Genomic DNA, 19,579 nt, shown 5'->3' with positions numbered 1-19,579 from the left:
GTTCAGGAACCGTTGAATCCATAGAGTTTTGCGGCGGTACCGCCAAGAATTTTCGTGCGATCCTCGGGCGACAGATGGGACAGTAAATCCGCGACGCGCATGCGATAATCTCGATAGGTCTCTCCGGTCGCTCCCGATTTGAATCCTCCTCCGTAGATCATTCGTTCAGCGCCAAACGCGTCCGTCAAACGCCGGATGATGGGTTTCACATCGCGATGAGGATAGCTGTTCGGATCAGGTACGGAGGAAACCTTCATCACCGTATTGGGAAAACGTGACCAGCGAACAACAACCTCATGTTCCTGAGGAGTGCCTTGCATCGGTCGCCCCAGATGATCGATCACGACCGTGGTGTCGGTAAACTCTCGAATCAACGGTTCGAGCCCCGGGGCATATCGAGGCTCGAAATGAAGTTGAATCGCAAGCCCCAGGTCCGACGCGGTTTTCCAGAGATGGCGTAACTCTTTTGTACCAAAGGGGGGCAGACGATCAGGAGCGTACGCGTGGACGCGTGCGGCAACGATACGCCCTGGATTCCGCTGAACCAACGGAGCCATTTTTTCGACCGAAGCCGGGCGGTCGGCGAAGAACAAACATGTCCCCTTCAGCCGTTCCTGGCCAACGTTCAAGCAGTGCTCCAGGTACCGGTGGTCGTCTTGGTAGGGCTCCGGATGAACGACAACGGCATAGTCGACGCCGGCATCGTCCATGCACTTTAAAAGATGCTCTGGGGTTGCCGCGGTGATCGGCCGATACGGCGCCTGCGCATGATAAGGAAACCGGCGATCGTGACCGGCGAAACAATGAAGATGCGTGTCAACAACGACGCTCGACGTGGCGTCATCAGCAAAGGCTGCAGCCGATGAAAACGGTAGGACGCTGAGACAACGAAGCAGATCGCGACGATTGAATGACTGCATGGATGTACCTGATATCGGACGAGACGCGAGATCGAATTGGATGCTGGCCAGCGAATCCGAATTCCAACGCAACGCCGTCCATTCTCGATTCGGTCGCTCCGTGAAGCCGGTTCCCTTGGGAAGGTTTTAGCGGATCACCGCAAGAGAATTTTTTATTTCTTTCACGCTGATACAGACGGCCCGGATCAGCAGAGTATAGCTGCACGCCGAGGCCCTTTCCAACCGCCTGCGAGCGGAAGCCACACCCAAGGTTGATCGCTCTTGAGACGCCGTTCCTGCACCCCCCGCAGTATGACGAGGGCCCCGATATCATCAATGTCGCCGTCCATGTCCGTGTTTAGGATATTCGGAAAGGGTCTCTACCTGCGTCGTGGTGCTTCATGAGCCGCTACCGAGAGCCGCCACCGAGAGTGAGACCAACATCGACGGTGAGAGTGACGCACAGGGCGAAACGCAGCGTTCATTGGAATGGGATCTGCGGAATTCGCTTTCTCGGCAAAAACACGGTAGCGTGTCCATATCGGAAGGAATCGTTGAGCGAACGATCACAGAACGGGGCATTCGTGTAGTCGTACGTCCCCGCAGGTGTGCTTGCGCGGTAGACTGTTGCAGTTCCAGTCTCGCTCGAGGGACTTCGCTACGTTACGAAATCTAGCGTCCGCTCAATCGTCCGTTTTCGGTATTCTTCACAAATTAGCAATGACAAATAGCTCGCCAGATCCGAAAGCTGGACGCCGCTTTGAAGCACTTCTCTCGGCGTCCATCGACGAAGGACTCAGTCAAACGGACGTCGAGGAGTTTAATCTTTCCCCGCGTGACAACCTCAAACATCGCGAGTCCGTTTTCAATCCGCTTCGAGTCGGTCCAAAAGTCGTCTCGGCTCTCGCCCTATTTATTTTGGCTACAGCCGTCCAGTCCTTCGCAGTCGAACCAGTGGTTGAGTGGCGGTTCGATGGCGAACCACAGACTGGGACGTGGCTGGGAAAACCCGGCAAACCTGTCGAGGGGCCACGAAAGCCTAAGTATCCCGGATTCGCAAGCAGCAATACGGCCATGTCGTTCACCGGGCACGAGGGCGCGCTCCTGATCAAAGATCACGAGCGTGGCGGTGACACCAATGTTCGGTTCGGCCACGGCGACACGTTCGCGTTTGAGACTTGGGTGAAATTCAGAACCCTCCGTGCGCGACAAACCGCCTATGTGCTGGGTAAGGGCCGGCATCCAAAACATGGCGACGATTTCGCGGACAACAACCAAAATTATTCGATCCGGTTCCAGGGCACGAGCGACGGCGCCAAATTCGGATTGCTGTTTACTAGCGAGCATCCCGAAACGAAGAAGCGTGCCTGGCATCGTTGGTGGAGCCAGACAACCGTGCCAACGACAGGGTGGCATCATGTGGCACTGGAGTTCACGTTCGGGAACAGCGACAGCCTGCGAGCCTGGGTCGACGGAAAATCGGTCACGGGCAAATGGGATGAGAGCGGCGCAACGGATCTGCCACCTGTGCAGGACGCCGACGACCTCGTCATCGGCACTGGCTTTACCCGCGGCGAAGGTTCTTCGTTTCAAGGCTCGTTGGACAACTTGGCGATCTATAGCGAGAGCTTTGATCCCACGGAGATCGCAGGACGGTACCGTTTTGTTCCGCCGCCGCCCCCCGTCACACGCGAGATGGTTCCGCGAGGCAAGGTGTTGGTGCAGATCAGCGAAGACGGCGTTCCCCAAGCCAACCACTGGCCGCCTGAACCGCAGGTCACCGAGACTTATTACGAAGAAGTCTTCGGACTCTTTGAGCTTCCACACAAGTACGTCGCCACCGGAGTCCGAGGTGATCGGGCCAATCCGTTGCATTTGCGTGCTTCGGCGGTCGTCAAATTACCAGCGGGTAAACACCGTTTGTTGGTGCGTGGCCGTGGTAGGTGTCGGCTTTATATCGACGCCAAGAAGTTGCTCGAAACCCCGCCCCGGCCGCACGATCCCGGTGGCTATGAACTGCTTTCCAAGCAGGACGATTATCTCGATCTCGGTCCCGACTTCCGTTTTGCGCCTCCCGGCAATCGGGATGCTTGGTGTGAATTCGAAAGCCCCGGCGGTGATCATTTAGTCATCCTGGAAACGATGGTCGGCGGCATCACCGGTGGCAGTACGTTCCGCCCCGAACTCGGCGAGACCGTCGTGGCGGTATCTCTGGAAGGCAGCGAAGCATGGTCGCTGATGTCTGCCGGGACGCGTGAGGTGCGTTACACAGACGAAGGTTGGCAGGCATACGAATCCGAGCGACGCGAATCGCTCGCCAAGACCAATGCCGCGGCCCGTGCAGAACGTCGAGCTGCCCATCAGGACTACTGGGGAAAACGCCGCACCGCCGCTGCCGATTGGTTGGTGGACACCGACAGCGTTCCTGTGCCTGAGCCGACCCATGGTTACCCTGCTCAGAATGCGATCGATCATTTCATTAATGCCCGGATCGTTGAAGTTAAACAGGACGCGGTCCAAAGCGGCATGGATGATGTCGACTATTTCAAACAGATTCGCCCCCTACTAGAGTCGCGTTGCTACGACTGTCATCAAGGCGGCAAGGCTCAGGGAAACTTGCGTCTTGACGATCACATGTCGGTGTTGGCGGGCGGCGAAAGCGAGGGGCCCGCCGTCGTTCCCGGTAGCATCGACGAGAGTGCGTTGATTGAACGAATCACATCGGCGGACGAAGGCACCGTCATGCCGCCGGGTGGTGATCCGTTGACGGACGAGGAAATCGCCTTGCTGAAACGTTGGATTAAAGGTGGTGCCGTGTGGCCGCAGTTCGACGTCGATCATTTCCAGCCGAATCCGCTTGCCGAGGACCTCCGATTTCTCCGGCGTGTGACCCTCGACACCGTCGGCGTGCCGCCCACCGAGTCCGAGATCGCCGCCTTCGGCAATGACAAAGCGGAAACGCGTCGCGCCCAAGTGATCGATCGATTGTTAGACGATCCCCGCTGGGCCGATCACTGGATGGGATACTGGTTGGACGTTCTGGCTGAGAACCCGAACATGATCAACCCGACGCTGAACAACACCGGCCCCTTTCGCTGGTGGTTGTACGAGTCGCTGCTTGATAACAAGCCCGCGGACCTATTCGCGACGGAATTGATTCGCATGGAAGGCAGCGAGCGATATGGCGGACCCGCCGGTTTCGGCACCGCGACGCAGAACGACCTGCCGATGGCGGCTAAGGGGATTATTGTCAGCTCCGCATTTCTCGGCGTCGAAATGAAATGCGCCCGTTGTCACGACTCCCCCACGCATGTATCGCTGCAGCAGGATTTACTACAGCTCGCGGCGTTGTTGAAACAGCAGCCGATCAAGCTGCCGGCTTCCAGCAGCGTGCCCATGGGGCCGCTGAGTCAGGCGGGCCGCAAGCCTCTGATCCAAGTCACCCTCGAACCGGGAACAGAAGTGGAGCCGGCTTGGCCGTTTGAGCGTTATTGCGATGAATCGGTCGCCGATACGTTGGCTGAACATCCACAAAATTCACGAGACCGACTCGCCGCACTCATCACCGCTCCGCAAAACGAACGTTTTGCGCAAGTCATGGTGAATCGCGTTTGGCAGCGATTGATGGGACGGGGCCTTGTTGTCAGTGTGTCTGATTGGGAAAAAGAACGTCCCTCGCATCCGGAACTGCTGCGTTGGCTTGGGCATCAATTGGTCGCTTCCGGTTATGATCTGAAAGCGGTCAGCCGAACGATTTTGAATTCGCATGCGTATCAACGTGCGACCGATCCGACGCTTACCGAAACCAGTCCGTTGTTTGTCTCACCAGCGCCTCGGCGATTGACGGCCGAGCAGATTGTCGATTCCGTTTTCCACGCGACTGGTACTCCCTTCGATTTGGAGGAGGTCAGCCTGGACATCGACAGCGTACGTGCCGTGTCGAGCACCATCACTTTGGGGAAAGCACGGCGGTGTTGGATGCTCGCCTCGAGCTCAAACGAACGCGATCGTCCCAGTTTGTCGCTGCCCCGGATGACGGCCGTCACGAGCGTGTTGAAGACGTTCGGTTGGCGCGGTGCGCGACAGGATCCGCAAAGTCTTCGTGACAACGAGTCAAACATTCTGCAGCCAGCGATTTTCGCTAACGGTGTCATGAGTGTTTGGCTGACGCGGCTCAGTGACCGACACGGTATCACACAGCTCGCACTGGAGGAACAATCCGTTGACGAACTCGTCGATCGTGTATTCCTCCGGCTACTCACACGGAAGCCGTCCGCTGCAGAGAAAGAACGTTACGTCCGTTTCCTGTCCGAGGGCTACGACACACGCGTGATCCCCGAGCCGAAACGAATCCGACCGACATCGGGCAAACGCGAGCCGGTTCGCTATGTGAGCTGGTCGAACCACGTGGATGGCCCGGCCAATACGTTGGCGGTGCAAAAGGAAGCCGACGCTCGTCGCGGTGATCTGCCGACCAATGCGTTGAAAAACGATTGGCGTCTCCGTATGGAAGACGTGCTGTGGGCCGTCCTGAATGCGCCCGAATGGATTTTTACACCGTAGAAGGTTTGTAGCGAAACTCGCCAAGAGTTCCAGCGAACGACGCAATTTTCTGACAACGAAAGCAGCCAAAAGTCGACATGACTTTCGCTACGACTCGACTCGACCAGGATCACTCTTATGGAACGCCGACACTTCCTTCGTCAAACCGGCGCACTCGCTGGAGCCGCTCTCGTCAACGGTTTGGGAGTTGCATCACCGGCCGCGATGCACGTTCCCAAAGGCACCGCTGAACACGTTGTCTTCATCTGGCTGGGCGGCGGGATGTCCCAGATCGACACGTTTGATCCCAAACCGCGTGGCAATTCCAAAGCGTCGCCGAAGCTCGCCGGTTCGGAGTACGACACGATCGACACCGCTGTACCGGGAGTACAGTTCTGCGAACATCTGCACCGCACCGCAAAGCTCGCCGACCGATTGACCGCCATCCGAACGGTGAATCATCGCCTCGTCGACGAACACGCCTTCGGCACCAACTTCGTTCACACCGGCCGTCTCATCAGCGGCAGCGTCACCTATCCTTCGATCGGTTCGATTATCGGCCACGTGCGTGGTGCCGTGAGCCCGGATGTCCCGGCCTACATGCTGATCGGCTATCCCAACGTCAGCCGCGGCCCGGGTTTTTTAGGCGCCAAGGCTGGTTACGTCTACCTCGTCGATACCGATAGCGGCCCCGCCGGTTTCTCCCGGCCGCAAGACGTGACGCCACGGCGAGTTGAGCGGCGTCGTCAACTGCTGCAGCCACTTTCTGAGCGAGTTCCTGACGACTCCGTTATTTCGCAATACCGCACTGCGCAGGCCGAAGCGCTGCGGTTGGCTGGACCTGACTTCATGCGGCACTTTCGCCTGCAGGATGAGCCCGATGATTTGCGAAATGCTTATGGTGGCGAGTTCGGTCAACGCTGCCTGCTGGCCCGCCGCCTCGTGCAGGCTGGAGTGCGATTCGTCGAAGTGTCCCATAACCTAAACTTCATCAACGGCACCGGCTGGGACACCCACAACGAAGGCCAGCAGAACCAACACCTTCTGATCAACGAACTCGATACTGCGTTGTCAGCATTGATCACCGACCTGGAACAACAGGGCATCCTCGACAAGACGCTCGTTGCGATCGGCACCGAGTTCGGTCGTCCCGCCGCGTACGACGCTCGCGGTGGACGCGGACACCAGGGCAGTTGCTTCAGTCTAGTGCTCGCGGGCGGCGGACTGAACCATCAAGGTGCCTACGGCGTGACCGACGAAGCCAGTAAGAAGATCGTTGAGAAGCCCATTTCGGTGCCTGACTTCCACGCCACGATCCACGCAGCTCTTGGGATCAATCCGGCCCACGAACTGTTCGACGGCTCACGCCCGATTCCGATCACGGACCAGGGAAAACCGATCGCGGCGCTGTTTGGGTAGACAAACTCACTCGTAGCGTCCAATTCTAGCCGGATAGCCTCCCTTTTTTCGTAGCTACGCTCGCCAGAGCGTGGAGAATCGCCCGAATCCACCTTCTGGCGAAGGTAGCTACGATGAACGTGTCTAGCTCGCTTCCGTTCCGAATCAGGATGGCCTCGGCGGTTCCGCTACCGATTAATGGATGGCAATTCAAAACCGGGGCTGTAAGTTCAGCCCAGTAGTTGGTTCGTCTCGGGGCTATCCACAAAGGTTTCCGTCGTGGCATCGAACTGGAGTGTGGGACCGAGCCGATAGGAAGCGTTCGATAAATTCAACCCGGCGCCGTCGACCAAATGCCGTTTCCGGATAGCCTCCCATTTTTTCGTAGCTACGCTCGCCAGAGCGTGGAGACCCGACCGAATCCACCTTCTGGCGAAGGTAGCTACGATGAACGTGTCTAGCTCGCTTCCGTTCCGAATCAGGATGGCCTCGGCGGTTCCGCTACCGATTAATGGATGGCAATTCAAAACCGGGGCTGTAAGTTCAGCCCAGTAGTTGGTTCGTCTCGGGGCTATCCACAAAGGTTTCCGTCGTGGCATCGAACTGGAGTGTGGGACCGAGCCGATAGGAAGCGTTCGATAGATTCAATCCGGCGGCGTCGACCAGATGCCGTTTCCGGATAGCCTCCCATTTTTTCGTAGCTACGCTCGCCAGAGCGTGGGAAACGCTGCGCGTCCACCTTCTGGCGAAGGTAGCTACTAGGAAGTTGCGTCCACCTTCTGGCGAAGGTAGCTACGATGACGTTGCCAGGTTAGGCGTCGCCTCTTTGAGGTAAGGATGCAGGGCCTCAAAACGTTTCTCTGCTTCAGCAATTTGTTCGTTGCTGAGTTTAAGTTCGGATACGATTGGCGAGGCAGGAATCGATTTTCCAGCTCCGTAGTCGCGAGATACCAAGTTTTTGAAGACGCCTCGCTTCTTCCAAATGTACAAGTTGGCGCCTCGCAGACTGCCTGGCTTTACTTTGACCATTTGAATGAACTTGTTGAACACGTCTTGCAGCGTTTCGGGGGCTTCACCACTTTGTTGCAATTCCCAGATACGGGTAAGCACGTCCGCGTATGCGGCGCGTTCCGTGATCACACCTTCAGATCCAAGCTGAGATTCTTTGAGCCAATGAAATCCACCGCGCGCGCTAAACACACGGCGGACCGGAGGCATGGCGGCAATCGAAGTACGCATTCGCTTCAATACGTCGCCGGCCTCCTCCTTGATATACCCAAAATGCGGAAACTCTTTTGCCAGTTCAATCATCAGCTCCGGTGAAGGAATAGGCCCTTTGTAGGCAACGCCGCCGGTGGTTTGGAGAATGACCGGCCGTTTGGCCACCGCGGCGAGGGCTCTCCAATATTGCCGCAGATCTTCTTCTGACTTTCCAGAATCGGGCGGCCGAGAGATAATGGCCTCCGGTTCCAACTTTTCAGCGTGTTCGGCGAACGCGAGCATCTCTTGCGTATCATTCCCCTGGACTCCTAGGCACAGCGAGGTGGGCAGGCTGCGAGCCGTTTTGGCCAACACCTCCATCCCTTTCATCTTCTCGTCCATCGTCAACAGATCGATGCTATCTCCCGATTGAGGCCAAATCATTCCGGGGCAACCACCCCAAGCAACGAACCTCGCTTGCGTTGCCAATACGTCGTGATCGACTTCGCCGGACTCCGTAAACGGAGTGGACAGAATCGGAAACGGCCCGCGGACCTTGGGATCGGCTTTTGCGGTTGCCTCGTTCTGCACTGCGTTCAGAGGCCTGCCTGGCAGAACCGCTCCGACAACCACGCTCGCCCCTCCGGCCAGTGTGCTTCTAATGACGGTCCGTCGCGAAATCGGTTGATTCATTGTCATGCTGCTCCTGGGAGTTCAGACGCAATTTTGCATGTTACCGTAGCGGGTCGCGGCGTCAGAAGCCAGAGAATGCTCTTCGAAATCAATAATAACGCAAGAAGCGTGGTCGAACGGTGGCGTGTCGAAGCGTGGCGGGCATCGCTACCGTCGGCGGACGGAGCTCATGTGTCGGAGACCACTACGGTTACGACAACCAAGACCCAACGCATTGGAGCTTTGGCGATTCGACGCCTGCACAAATTGGATCAATCCTTCGGGGGCAACAACGAGAAATTACCCCCGTTCGAAGTGCAGCTCACCCCTCAAGGAGCCGGGTATCGGGCAAGAAATGACCAATTGCGGCGATCTTGAAATGAAACGGCTACAATGAACTAGGCACTCAACGATGGTATTCACCACCTGATCGCGTCGCCGTCCAATGGAGAAGAAAAGTCACCACTCCACGCAGCACTGGCAACGGAGCACCCGTTGATCAATTACGACTGAAGGAGCGAGCTCTCGCGTCAGCAGCGGAGGGTATCACGATCGCCGACGCCATGGCGCCAGACCGTCCGTTGATTTACGTCAATGACGGTTTTGCTCGGCTGACAGGTTTTAGCATTGAGGAGACCTTGGGCTCCAATTGCCGCTTTCTCCAAGGCCCTGATACGGATCCCGCCGCGGTCAAGGAGATTCGAGATGCGATCGCGGAAGAGCGTTACTGCGAAGTTGAGCTGCTTAATTATCGAAAAGACGGCACCACGTTTTGGAACCGTCTCTCGATCACGCCGGTGCGCAACGATGTTGGGCAAACAACGCATTTTATCGGGATTCAATCCGATGTCACGCGCAGACGACTGGCCGAACGTCACCTCCTTGACCTGAACGAAAGCCTTCGCAATGCAAATGACAAGATGCAACGCGACTTGCACGCTGCGGCTAGAGTTCAACATGCACTTCTGCCGACACAAGCGGAGTCTCTCTCCGGTGCCGCGATTCGCTGGGCCTACTTGCCCTGTGACGAGTTAGCGGGCGATATCCTCGATGTTTTTCAAATCGATGCAAATCGGATTGCATTTTATGTGCTCGATGTGAGCGGGCATGGGGTTCAGGCCGCACTGCTTTCGACCACGCTTAGTCGCTGGCTATCCCGATCTTCGTTGGAATTGAAGTCCCATCCAGTGGAGATGCTTGAGCACCTGAATGACAATTTTCAACTCGATGGAGACTCTCAGCAGTTCTTTACTTGTTGTTACGGGGTGTTGGATCGCCAAGCACTCACGCTTAGCTTTTCATCAGCCGGACATCCTTCACCCATCCTGTTGCGTGGAAACGACACAAGCGAATTTCAGTTGCCTGGGTTCCCCGTGGGAATCGTCGCAAGTCCTGAGTATGAATTGGAGATCATTCAACTCCGCAAAGGTGATCGGATCTTTGTCTACAGCGATGGAGCGATCGAACAGTTGGGAACGACCGGCCAGCCATTTGGAAGCGTTCGTCTTATGCAAGAGCTAACGGCAACACGCAGCAGATCGTTGCAATCGAGTATCGATCGGAGTCTACGCTCCGTCCTCAACTCCACGTCGGACGGCAAATCCGACGACGACATTTCGATGTTGGGAATCGAAATCGGTGACTAGTGATCGCAAATGCGATCCGTTTGACTTTCCCGTGGTTAACGAACCGCGAGATCCGAATCGCGGCGGTGCTAGCTTCCTCGATTTCGATCGAATCAGCTTATCACCTGCAACCGCCGATGCTCACGCTCAGGTGAGTATGGCGTCTATCGCTCGATAAAGGGCTGGGATTTCGACGTGCACCTGCTGTGGCATGGCTCGGCATTGAACGATAGCGAAGCCACGGCGGAAAGGTTGGTTCCCATGATCATGCTCAAGCCACACCGAAGAGGCTTACCGGTAAGGCTGGGTCCAGGCTGCAGGGTGGGATTGCCAGTCCGCGTGTTGTTCGCTGCCGACTTTGACGATTTTTGCCCGCACATACAAATCTTCGGGTTTCAACGTATACGAGCCTTCGGTCCCCTCCACCGCATCCAAGACAATGCCAATCGAGTCTGAAAAAACGTCGATTTTTCTCGCGGGATTGCGAGCCCCTTTCTCGACGGTAACGACTTGGCTCGACCGGTCATAATCCTTCTTCGTTCCGATGAACTCGATCCGATATTGAGCTTCCTCTTGGACATTGATTTTGACCGAAAGTGTCTTGCCGTCGAACTGGATCTGTTCAAAATCAAGTCCGTTGGATGCGTAGAAATCTCCTTCACGAATGGCTGCGAGTAGATCCGTGACAGCAAGGCTCTCCGCCCGGACGACGCTCCAAGCTTTGGCGTCCGAGGTGTAGTCGTGGCGGTCATCCGAGCCTATGCCCAGCAACAGCGGTTGGTCGTGAGCCGCTCGATGCGCATTGACAACATCCCAAAGTTTCTCGGGTTTCCAGCCCTCCGGATGTGCATCATAGCGGCCATCAATGCTGTTGTTGTTCAATTCGAACAACCGTATCCGCGGTTGCGCGATCAAATCCTTTGGCGAAAAATCATAGTATCGCCACAAAGGATGATCCGCGATGAATAAATAGTCTTGCCCGCGGTAGACCTCCGTCCCCTTGATGAACGTTCGTTCAAAAATCTCTTTCGGTGTCTCTGCTGCAATGTAAGGAAAGACCTCGCGGACGTTAATAAAATTCATGTGAACTTGTTGACCGTTATTGCAGCCGCCGGTTTGTTCATATCCCGGTATCATCAAAAACTTGCCCGCCTCGACGAACTGTTTCTCCAGCTCTGCAAACGTCGTCATTCGAACGTAGGTATGGTCGCCAACGGTGATCGTGCGAGCCGCATCCTTGCCAAACCTCTCGATCGTTTCATCGACGTATCGCTGCGTCAACTTTGGCCAACCCTCGACCGGCGAGATGACTTTCCATAAGGAAGTCTCGTCCTTGAAAGCAGCCAAGTCCGCGGGCTCGTTGTTAAACCCAAAGCCATGGAAACGCAGTTCGTCTGACTGGAAGATATTATGATCCGTTGGACAGATAAAGTCGTAGCCGTGAGTCTTGTACCAATCAATGGCCCAAGGCGCAAGCGGCTTGCCATCGGACCACTGATTATGCATATGCAGGTTACCTTTGAACCAACGTTTCTGTGGCGAGGGATCATTGCCGTTGCCAGAGAAAGCCGATGAGGTAACGACCGTGGTCGCCGCCGCCGCTGCGGTGCCGCAAGTCTTCAGGAAGTCACGGCGGGAGGGTTGGTTCAACATGGGGACAGGGCTCCAGTCTTTGCGAGAGATTCAGCTAGGACGATACGGGGTGGGGAGTACGCAGCCTCTTGCAACGACGGGATTTTATCACAGCGCTTGCGGCGAATGTGTCGGCAGGCAACGAAATGCGTGAGGGGCGAGCGAACCTGGAAATGATGGTCAATCAATTTTAAATCGCAATCCCAAGAGTCGGCACGAGTTGTTAACGCTCCGTGCAGCGATTGCGGCCGCATGTGCTCGAGCAGCAGGACCCGGTTTTGCGGTCGAAACTAAAGGCCAGAAATTGCTGTTATCCGAGCCACCTCGGATGGGCTGATCGACGGGGAATCCGCTGGGCACGGAAACGCTCTGCGGCTAAAACCACGCGAAACAGCTCGTTCACACAACCGTTGTCTTGACGACAGTTGTTGCGACGTGTATCAAGGGGGGATGAGCAAATCGACTGCGGTAAAATCCAAACCACGCTTTGATTCCCTGCAACAAGAGGCTTACCTGAACTTGTGGCAGACCTACGACCGTCTCAAGTCGTTGGAGGAGGATGTCTTTGGGCAAGTCGGTTTGTCTGCCCAGCAGTACAACACCCTGCGATTGTTGCGATCCGTTCACCCCGATTCGATGCCAACGTTGATGTTGGGCGGTCGGCTAATCTCTCGCGCCCCCGATATGACTCGGCTGCTCGATCGCTTAGAGAAGCAAGGCCTGCTTCGTCGGGAACGGCGACCCGAAAATCGGCGGGTGGTTGCCGTACGCATCACTGCGGGAGGCATAAAACTGCTCGACGACATTCACGCATCGGTTCAGGAATGTCACCAACAGCAGCTTGGACACATGAACAAGAAAGCGTTAAGTCAGTTAGTGGCATTGCTTAAACAAGCTCGTCAACCGCACGAGAATTCAGACAATCTTTCTTTCGTCGATGAATGAATTCGTCGACGCGTTACGCTCCACTGCATCCTTAGGAACTCGCAAAATGGCAGATCAACCATCTCCCCATGTTGTCGTGATCGGTGGCGGACCCGCCGGGGCCACTGTCTCGACGTTGATTGCCCAACAAGGCTATCGCGTCACCCTGTTGGAGCGTGAACATTTCCCCCGCTACCATATTGGCGAGTCACTCATTCCCGAAACGTACTGGGTGTTGAAGCGGTTGGGGATGCTTGAGAAGATGAAGTCGAGCCATTTCGTCAAAAAGTTCAGCGTCCAGTTTGTAAGTCCATCGGGCAAACATTCCGCTCCATTTTACTTCCACGACAATAAGCCGCACGAGTGCTCACAAACTTGGCAGATTCAACGGAGCGAATTCGATGTGATGATGTTGAAGAACGCCGAGGAACACGGTGTCGATGTTCACGAGGGAGTGCGAGTCCTGGATGTGATTTTCGAGGGGGATCGTGCAGTGGGAGTGCGGGTGAAAGATGAGGCCGGAAATCCGAAAGAGATCCGGGCCAGTGTCGTCGTCGATGCGAGTGGCCAGAGTTCAATGCTGGTCAACAAATTCAAGCTGAAGGTGCCCGATCCCTCACTAAACAAAGGAGCACTTTGGACGTATTTCAAAGGAGCCTATCGAGATCAAGGGAAAGATGAAGGTGCGACCGTTGTTCTCAGCTTGCGCGATAAGCAAGGATGGTTCTGGTACATCCCGATGCACGACAATATTGTAAGCGTCGGCGTGGTCGCCGATTTCGAGTATTTATTCAACGGGCGAACGAATCACGAAGCTACCTATTTTGATGAGATGGAAAATTGTCCAGCCGTAAAAGAGCGAGTCTCAATCGGGGAACAAATTGCCCCAGTCAAGGCGACGAAGGATTACACCTATCGTGCTAGCCAAGCGGCGGGTGATGGTTGGGTGTTGGTCGGTGATGCGTTCGGCTTCCTTGACCCGCTGTACTCGTCGGGGGTGCTGCTGGCGTTGAAATCAGGTGAACTTGCCGCCGACGCCATTATTGAGGGCTTGCAAATCGGAGACACGTCTCGAACCCAATTAGGCAAGTGGGAGCCCGGATACGTCGAAGGGATGAACCGAATGCGACGATTGGTGTGCGAATACTACGATGGGTTCAACTTCGGTGAGTTCATTCGCCGGTTCCCCAATCACAGAGGGAACGTTACCGATCTGCTGATCGGCGATCTGTTCAAACACGAACTCGATCAGGTCTTTGAGGATATTGACTCCATGAAAACGAGTCGCTCTGCATCGGTGTAGGCAACGATCACGCCGGTTTGCGTTTGCCGCGGTTTGACGATGTTATCCGCCGCCATCGCGGTAACCGGACATCTCGGCCGAGGTGAAGTATCGATCGTCGATGCTTGAGCAAACTTAACAAAGTGGACCTCGCACCCGCTCATCGGTTTCGTCGTCGGCGTCGATTTGAAATAGGGGGCATCCGTCCATTTTGTGCAGAACCGGAGTGTATCAGCCTGGCACATCGTACTCACGTCGTTCCATTTAGCCCGTTCCGTGGAACGCTACTTACCGGTGGTCGACTCCAGCTTTTGGAGCGAGTGTCGAATGGCTCCAAGCAGCTTTTTGGATGCGTTGATCGAGAAGCGATAGGTGTCGACTTTGTCGTTGGTCTTGTTCTGCAATTGAATAAATCGCTGCCCTTCGTCAGTTGCAATCGCCATTGACCAATTCACGTCCTTCATCGCCGTTTTGATTTGGATGGGCTCTTGCTTTGAATCGGCTCTCAACCCCGTCTCGAAGAGTTTGATCAGTTCGATTGTCTGGACCTTGTTCATCATCAACATTCCGCCAGCCTGCGGGGTTGTTTCACCAGCCTTGAGCGGAACCATCAAAGAGAGTTGGACCGAAGGATCAAAACCGTCCCAATGAGTCGCGTTGACATAGGTGTAGCCGGTTCGCGGTAGCCCCAAATGGACGAACGGAGATGGATCGCCTATCCAGCTTGCGTCTCCAACGACAACCGATTGGATGCTCGGGTCAAAGGTATCGTCATTGGGATCCCAATCCGCAGCGAGCAGGGATCCCGAAATCATGCCAAGCATCATCAGGCAACCAGACATACGTATCAATGAACGCTCCTTAGATCGAAATGGTCGGAAATAGAAGTTGAGGCGTTGATGCGTTCCCGTCGCCCTTCCAATCGAGCGACTCTCAGGGCGGACGACACCGAGCTCGCAGGGGATCAAGGATAGACGGCGCAACCAATTCAACCAACCGATTTCGGCCGGCCAACGTTGATTTTTACATCAAGTTTTTTGCTGCAAAGCGAGTTCACGTGCCTGGTACAGCGAAGATTGCCGTGGAAACCGACACCTAGCACAGCCAATTTCAATCACCAAGGATGCGATGATAGAGGGCCAGATACTCATCGGCCATCCGATCGATTGTGAATCGTTCCGCTACGGCCTGGCGAACGCGGCTACGATCGATCTCGTCGATACGCTCGATCGCCTGGCTTGCTTCTTCAACGCTGTTGACCAGAAAACCGGTGACGCCATGATCGATCAGCTCAGGCATCGATCCACGTCGCGAGGCGATAACGGGAGTCCCACAAGCCATCGCCTCGATCACCGAAAGCCCAAAAGGTTCGTCAAAATTGATCAGGTGTAAAAGTGCACGTGCATTGCCCAGTGCATTTAGCCGGTTCGTGCCTCCGACCACCCCGTGATAAGTGGCGTACACACCGTCATCGGCTGGCACGACTTGCGTTTGATAGTACGCGTTGTCCTGTACGATGCCATAGATGTGCAAGTGTCGCCCGCTGCCGCGGGCGACTGCGATCGCCTCCGCAGCGCCTTTGTCGGGATGGATTCGCCCGAAGAAGAGCAGATCATCGTTGGCGTTTGGATTGAACGGAAAATCATCCAATGGGATGCCGTGATGAATGGTCGCGGCATAACGCAGGTTGGGTTGGCGATCGGCATCGCTGATGGCGACGTAGTGGACCTCGTTTTGGTACTCCCGATACATCGGCAAGATACGGTCGGACGAGAAACCATGAATCGTTGTGACCATCGGGGTGTCAATCAGTCTAGCGAATGCGTGGGCGGGAAAGTCCGCTTGGTTGTGGATCAGATCGAACCGGTCGGCTTGTTCAAACAGGTGGGCCAGATGACGGAACTCCCAGACCTTTGCGTCGATCGATGCATCGTCTCCATACGGCGCCGGGACCACGCCATCGAGTGTTCCCGTCGTCTCGCTATCAAGTGTCGCGAACAGCGTCACATCGACGCCACGCTTGACGAGTGCCTCGGTCAACATGCTGGTGACGAGTTCCCAAGGGCCGTAGGCTCGGGGAGGTGTTCGCCACGCGATCGGAGCCAGCATCGCTATACGCATCAGAGTGTTTCGTCTTTCGGTTGTGTTTTTGGGAAAAAACAGCAGGTTGGTATCTGAGATCGGCTCCCAATCCGCCGGCTCGGCATTGACTGGCTGGAAATCGATGCCACGCTTCATCGCATAATGAGACCTTCGTTTGGCGCAAGCACGCCGTCCCAAGGGCGAAACGCAGAGTGGGGTTCCCCTAACGTCGAGCAAAGAACTTCAGCGGGGTGAGCGTCGGTTGGCAGCGACGCGAATCGTGGTAGCGGGCGGGCGTGGTTGCCAAGATTTAACGCGATCCGCAGTCGTTCGTCGTCATGATGTCGCTCGAAGGCAAGCACGTCTTCTGCGGAATCGACCAACACGAGAGCACCAATCGACAGCGCGGCGTGTCTTCGGCGTAGCGATAGCAGAGTTCGGTAGAGAGACAGAAGTGAGTTGCAGTCCTGGTGCTGAGTCGTAACATTCCGAATGGGCCAATCCTCGTTGAGCGGAAGCCACGGATCGACCTTGCTGAATCCCGCATAGTCCGAGTCATCCCATGGCATCGGTGTGCGTGAGCGATCACGACCAATCCCGATGTCCGGTTGCCGCAGATCTTGTGGGTCTCGCACTCGATCGCGAGGAATGGGCACCTCACCGATGCCGATTTCGTCGCCCTGGTACATCGTCGGCGTGCCACGCAGGGTCAACAAAAGCATCGCTGCGACTCGGGCTTGTGCTTCGCCAACGCGGGCGGCGATCCGCTTAGCATCGTGGCTGCCAACGACCCAATTGGGCCATCCGAATGCGGGAAGCGAGGCTTCGTAGTCCGCAATCATGTGTCGGAGCGACTCGGCGTTCCAGGCGTGTTCAATGAGGTGGAAGTTGACCGGCACATGCACCTGAGGCCGGTCCGGGGTGCCGTACCAACGGGCGAGACGATCGTTGGGCAAACTGATCTCGCCGATCAGAACGCGGTCGCCATAATGATCTGCCAACGCACGAAACTCAGCCGCAATTTCGTGGGCGGCGGGTTGGTCGGTTGAATGAAGCTGAATCAAACGGTCTCGCTGAGTGCGGTTGGGCGTCCAGTCTGGGTTGATCGGATTATCGCGGAGGGCCGCGTCCTTGATGATGTGCCAGAGCACGTCCATTCGGAATCCGTCCACTCCGCGGTCGAACCAGAATCGTAGCACCCCCATCATCGCTTCACGCAGCTCGGGATGACGCCAATTGAGGTCGGGTTGTTCTTTGAGGAAAGCGTGAAGGTAGTATTGGCCGGTCATTGCGTCCCACTCCCAAGACGAGCCCCCAAAGTCGCTGATCCAATTGTTGGGTGGGCCTCCGCCGGGCGCTGGATCACGCCAAATATACCAATCGCGTTTTGGATTCTCTCGCGATGCCCGGCTTTCGATGAACCATGGATGTTGGTCGGAGGTATGATTGGGAACGAAATCGAGCAACAGCTTTAGCCCCCGCGTGTGAACCGCCTCAAGCAGCCGGTCGAACCCGGCGAGATCTCCGAACATCGGATCGATGTCGCAATAATCCGCAACGTCGTATCCGAAATCAGCCATGGGTGAAGGGAAAATGGGGGAGAGCCAAATCGCATCAACCCCAAGATCGACGAGATAATCCAGCCGCGACTCGATCCCGGCAAGGTCCCCCACCCCGTCCCCATCACTATCCTGAAACGATCGGGGATAGATCTGATAGATTACTCCCGTTTCCCACCAGGGAGGCGACTTTTGGCTTTGGCAATCCATGTCGATCGATCTCCGTTCATTGGAATGGCCAAGTAGAGGTAGGGGCAATCTGAGCCGGTCGCCTCTAACGCATTATCAACGATGGCTGGCAGGAACCGCCCCCATTATGACATTAACGACATCAGTTTGTTGAGTTCGATCGTGCCAAACGTCGTGGCGTAGTCCGACATGGCGTAGGGGATAACGAGATGGTTTTCGTACACGATCGCGCCGCAGCTATAGACGACATTGGGAACATAGCCTTCGCGTTCGACTTCGTTGGAAGTAATTAGCGGCTCATGTAATCGTGCGAGAATTTTGGACGGATCCTCCAGGTCCAGCAGCACCGCGCCAATGCAATACTTGCGCATAGCGCCGACGCCATGCGTCAGTACGAGCCAACCAGCGTCCGTTTCGATCGGCGATCCGCAATTGCCCATTTGCACGTATTCCCAGGGATTGGTGGGCTTGATGATCAATTCGCTGGTGTGCCAAAAATAGAGCATGTCCGAATACATCAAGTGCAAATGCTCGCCGTCTTGTCGCCCCAGCATTGCGTAATGGCCATTGATCTTCCTTGGAAACAACGCCATTCCTTTGTTGGAAACCGCGGGACCATTGAGGGTGTGCATTTTGAATCGCAGAAAGTCTTTGGTTTCCAATAGTTGTGGCAAAACCATCCGACCGTCGTAAGCGCTGTAGGTCGCGTAGTACCGGCTGCTGCCGTCATCGTGCTGAAAGTGCACAAATCGGGCATCTTCGATCCCATTGGATTCCGTCGGACTGAAGGGAAACACCAGACGCTCCGAGAGATCATGATCGGGGGTGTACTGGATCTCGTAATTTGATTTCGCCAACATGACGACTTGCTCGACCAAGGGGGCGAGTTCGTCGTGATGTGAGCGGTGCTCGCGAAGCGATGACTTCAGCTGTGTTTCAAGTTGATCGAGCGTAAATTCGGTGGGCAACTCCGACAACACTTCGTAGGTGAAGGGAGTTCCTAGGCCCAACTCGATTAGTTTGCGACGGAAGAGATCGTTCTCGTAACTGGAATCTGGGACAAAGCGTGGCGTCGTAACGAATCGCACGGGTTCATCAACGGTGATTTGCACGTCGCGGCTAATCGTACCGCTGCGAAACACGATGGACGAAATGTGTCCTTCGCCAACCGCTCGCAAACTCATCGCGAACCGCCGCGAACCCGGCGGCAAATTCGTCTGGTCGGGATGCCACACCAGCGAGGGATTGAACAAGGCGGCCGATTCCAAGGCGTATTCTTGGGTGAAGTAGGCGCCCAGTAGCAGGCGTCGATTTTCGGTCAGAGGCGTATCGGTCAGGAGGTGATGGCGAAGATCGCGGAATCGCCGCTCAAAAAACGCCTTGGGTTTTTGATGCCGTCCATGGAATTCCTCGAGCACCTTTGCAAGCAACGTGTCGACTTCGTGTTCGGACAACGTGCACACGCGAGCGATCACACGCAGCACGCGGTCGTCGCCGGGCGGCTGGAACGGTCGCAACACGACGCGTTGTTTATTGGGCGAGAGAACGATTCCGGTTCGTTTAATGTGCACGTGC

The 19,579-nt window shown here is 55.9% G+C and carries 12 protein-coding genes; 5 read left to right on the top strand and 7 right to left on the bottom strand.

Going from position 1 to position 19,579, the window contains the following annotated elements:
- Positions 1 to 2: 2 nt before the first annotated feature.
- The gene (locus Pla52o_RS07125; RefSeq protein WP_146593901.1) at positions 3 to 920 is read right to left on the bottom strand and encodes an amidohydrolase family protein; all 918 of its coding nucleotides are present in this window, start codon (positions 918 to 920) and stop codon (positions 3 to 5) included.
- Positions 921 to 1,619: 699 nt separating this feature from the next.
- On the opposite strand from Pla52o_RS07125, the gene Pla52o_RS07120 reads away from it, so the two are divergent.
- On the top strand, positions 1,620 to 5,462 hold the full coding sequence (locus Pla52o_RS07120; RefSeq protein ID WP_146593900.1) for a DUF1553 domain-containing protein: 3,843 nt from the start codon (positions 1,620 to 1,622) through the stop codon (positions 5,460 to 5,462).
- 117 nt (positions 5,463 to 5,579) lie between these two features.
- Entirely contained in the window at positions 5,580 to 6,860 is a 1,281-nt protein-coding gene (locus tag Pla52o_RS07115) for a DUF1501 domain-containing protein (RefSeq protein WP_146593899.1), read from the top strand.
- A gap of 771 nt (positions 6,861 to 7,631) precedes the next feature.
- Here Pla52o_RS07115 and Pla52o_RS07110 read toward each other — a convergent pair.
- Positions 7,632 to 8,732 carry a dihydrodipicolinate synthase family protein gene (locus Pla52o_RS07110; protein WP_197169063.1) on the bottom strand — a complete coding sequence of 367 codons (1,101 nt, stop codon included), beginning with the start codon at positions 8,730 to 8,732 and terminating at the stop codon, positions 7,632 to 7,634.
- Positions 8,733 to 9,220: 488 nt separating this feature from the next.
- Here Pla52o_RS07110 and Pla52o_RS07105 point away from each other — a divergent pair, with 488 nt between their 5' ends.
- A complete protein-coding gene (locus tag Pla52o_RS07105; RefSeq protein ID WP_261343340.1) occupies positions 9,221 to 10,357 on the top strand; it encodes a PP2C family protein-serine/threonine phosphatase in 1,137 nt (378 codons plus the stop codon).
- Between the two features lie 270 nt (positions 10,358 to 10,627).
- Here the strand turns inward: Pla52o_RS07105 and Pla52o_RS07100 are convergent, their stop codons facing one another.
- Positions 10,628 to 11,989 (bottom strand): twin-arginine translocation signal domain-containing protein, encoded by a 1,362-nt coding sequence (locus Pla52o_RS07100; protein WP_146593896.1) that lies wholly within the window; start codon positions 11,987 to 11,989, stop codon positions 10,628 to 10,630.
- A 429-nt stretch (positions 11,990 to 12,418) separates the two neighbouring features.
- Between Pla52o_RS07100 and Pla52o_RS07095 the strand changes: the two genes are divergently transcribed.
- Together Pla52o_RS07095 and Pla52o_RS07090 are read left to right on the top strand one after the other, a co-directional pair.
- Positions 12,419 to 12,913, top strand: coding sequence for a MarR family winged helix-turn-helix transcriptional regulator (locus tag Pla52o_RS07095; protein ID WP_146593895.1), 495 nt, complete (start codon positions 12,419 to 12,421; stop codon positions 12,911 to 12,913).
- A gap of 46 nt (positions 12,914 to 12,959) precedes the next feature.
- Positions 12,960 to 14,195 carry an NAD(P)/FAD-dependent oxidoreductase gene (locus Pla52o_RS07090; RefSeq protein ID WP_146593894.1) on the top strand — a complete coding sequence of 412 codons (1,236 nt, stop codon included), beginning with the start codon at positions 12,960 to 12,962 and terminating at the stop codon, positions 14,193 to 14,195.
- Between the two features lie 263 nt (positions 14,196 to 14,458).
- Here the strand turns inward: Pla52o_RS07090 and Pla52o_RS07085 are convergent, their stop codons facing one another.
- The 4 genes from Pla52o_RS07085 to Pla52o_RS07070 form a co-directional block, all read right to left on the bottom strand.
- Positions 14,459 to 15,016 carry a hypothetical protein gene (locus Pla52o_RS07085; RefSeq protein WP_146593893.1) on the bottom strand — a complete coding sequence of 186 codons (558 nt, stop codon included), beginning with the start codon at positions 15,014 to 15,016 and terminating at the stop codon, positions 14,459 to 14,461.
- A gap of 268 nt (positions 15,017 to 15,284) precedes the next feature.
- Positions 15,285 to 16,295, bottom strand: a complete 1,011-nt coding sequence (locus tag Pla52o_RS07080; RefSeq protein WP_146593892.1) for a glycosyltransferase family 4 protein — start codon at positions 16,293 to 16,295, stop codon at positions 15,285 to 15,287.
- A 113-nt stretch (positions 16,296 to 16,408) separates the two neighbouring features.
- Complete coding sequence (locus tag Pla52o_RS07075; RefSeq protein ID WP_146593891.1) at positions 16,409 to 18,025, bottom strand: alpha-amylase family glycosyl hydrolase; 1,617 nt, start codon at positions 18,023 to 18,025, stop codon at positions 16,409 to 16,411.
- Positions 18,026 to 18,129: 104 nt separating this feature from the next.
- The gene (locus Pla52o_RS07070) at positions 18,130 to 19,575 is read right to left on the bottom strand and encodes a glycoside hydrolase family 130 protein (RefSeq protein ID WP_146593890.1); all 1,446 of its coding nucleotides are present in this window, start codon (positions 19,573 to 19,575) and stop codon (positions 18,130 to 18,132) included.
- Between the last annotated feature and the right edge of the window lie 4 nt (positions 19,576 to 19,579).

Source organism: Novipirellula galeiformis (assembly GCF_007860095.1).
GTDB lineage: Bacteria > Planctomycetota > Planctomycetia > Pirellulales > Pirellulaceae > Novipirellula > Novipirellula galeiformis.
Note: the sequence above shows the minus strand (reverse complement) of the source record. Positions and strands in the feature narration are given on the sequence as shown.

Coding starts and splice junctions, on each gene's coding strand:
- Pla52o_RS07085 (WP_146593893.1), bottom strand. CDS start 15,016: ATGTCTGGTTGCCTGATGATGCTTGGCATGATTTCGGGATCCCTGCTC.
- Pla52o_RS07095 (WP_146593895.1), top strand. CDS start 12,419: ATGAGCAAATCGACTGCGGTAAAATCCAAACCACGCTTTGATTCCCTG.
- Pla52o_RS07080 (WP_146593892.1), bottom strand. CDS start 16,295: ATGCGTATAGCGATGCTGGCTCCGATCGCGTGGCGAACACCTCCCCGA.
- Pla52o_RS07115 (WP_146593899.1), top strand. CDS start 5,580: ATGGAACGCCGACACTTCCTTCGTCAAACCGGCGCACTCGCTGGAGCC.
- Pla52o_RS07110 (WP_197169063.1), bottom strand. CDS start 8,732: ATGAATCAACCGATTTCGCGACGGACCGTCATTAGAAGCACACTGGCC.
- Pla52o_RS07075 (WP_146593891.1), bottom strand. CDS start 18,025: ATGGATTGCCAAAGCCAAAAGTCGCCTCCCTGGTGGGAAACGGGAGTA.
- Pla52o_RS07120 (WP_146593900.1), top strand. CDS start 1,620: ATGACAAATAGCTCGCCAGATCCGAAAGCTGGACGCCGCTTTGAAGCA.
- Pla52o_RS07100 (WP_146593896.1), bottom strand. CDS start 11,989: ATGTTGAACCAACCCTCCCGCCGTGACTTCCTGAAGACTTGCGGCACC.
- Pla52o_RS07090 (WP_146593894.1), top strand. CDS start 12,960: ATGGCAGATCAACCATCTCCCCATGTTGTCGTGATCGGTGGCGGACCC.
- Pla52o_RS07125 (WP_146593901.1), bottom strand. CDS start 920: ATGCAGTCATTCAATCGTCGCGATCTGCTTCGTTGTCTCAGCGTCCTA.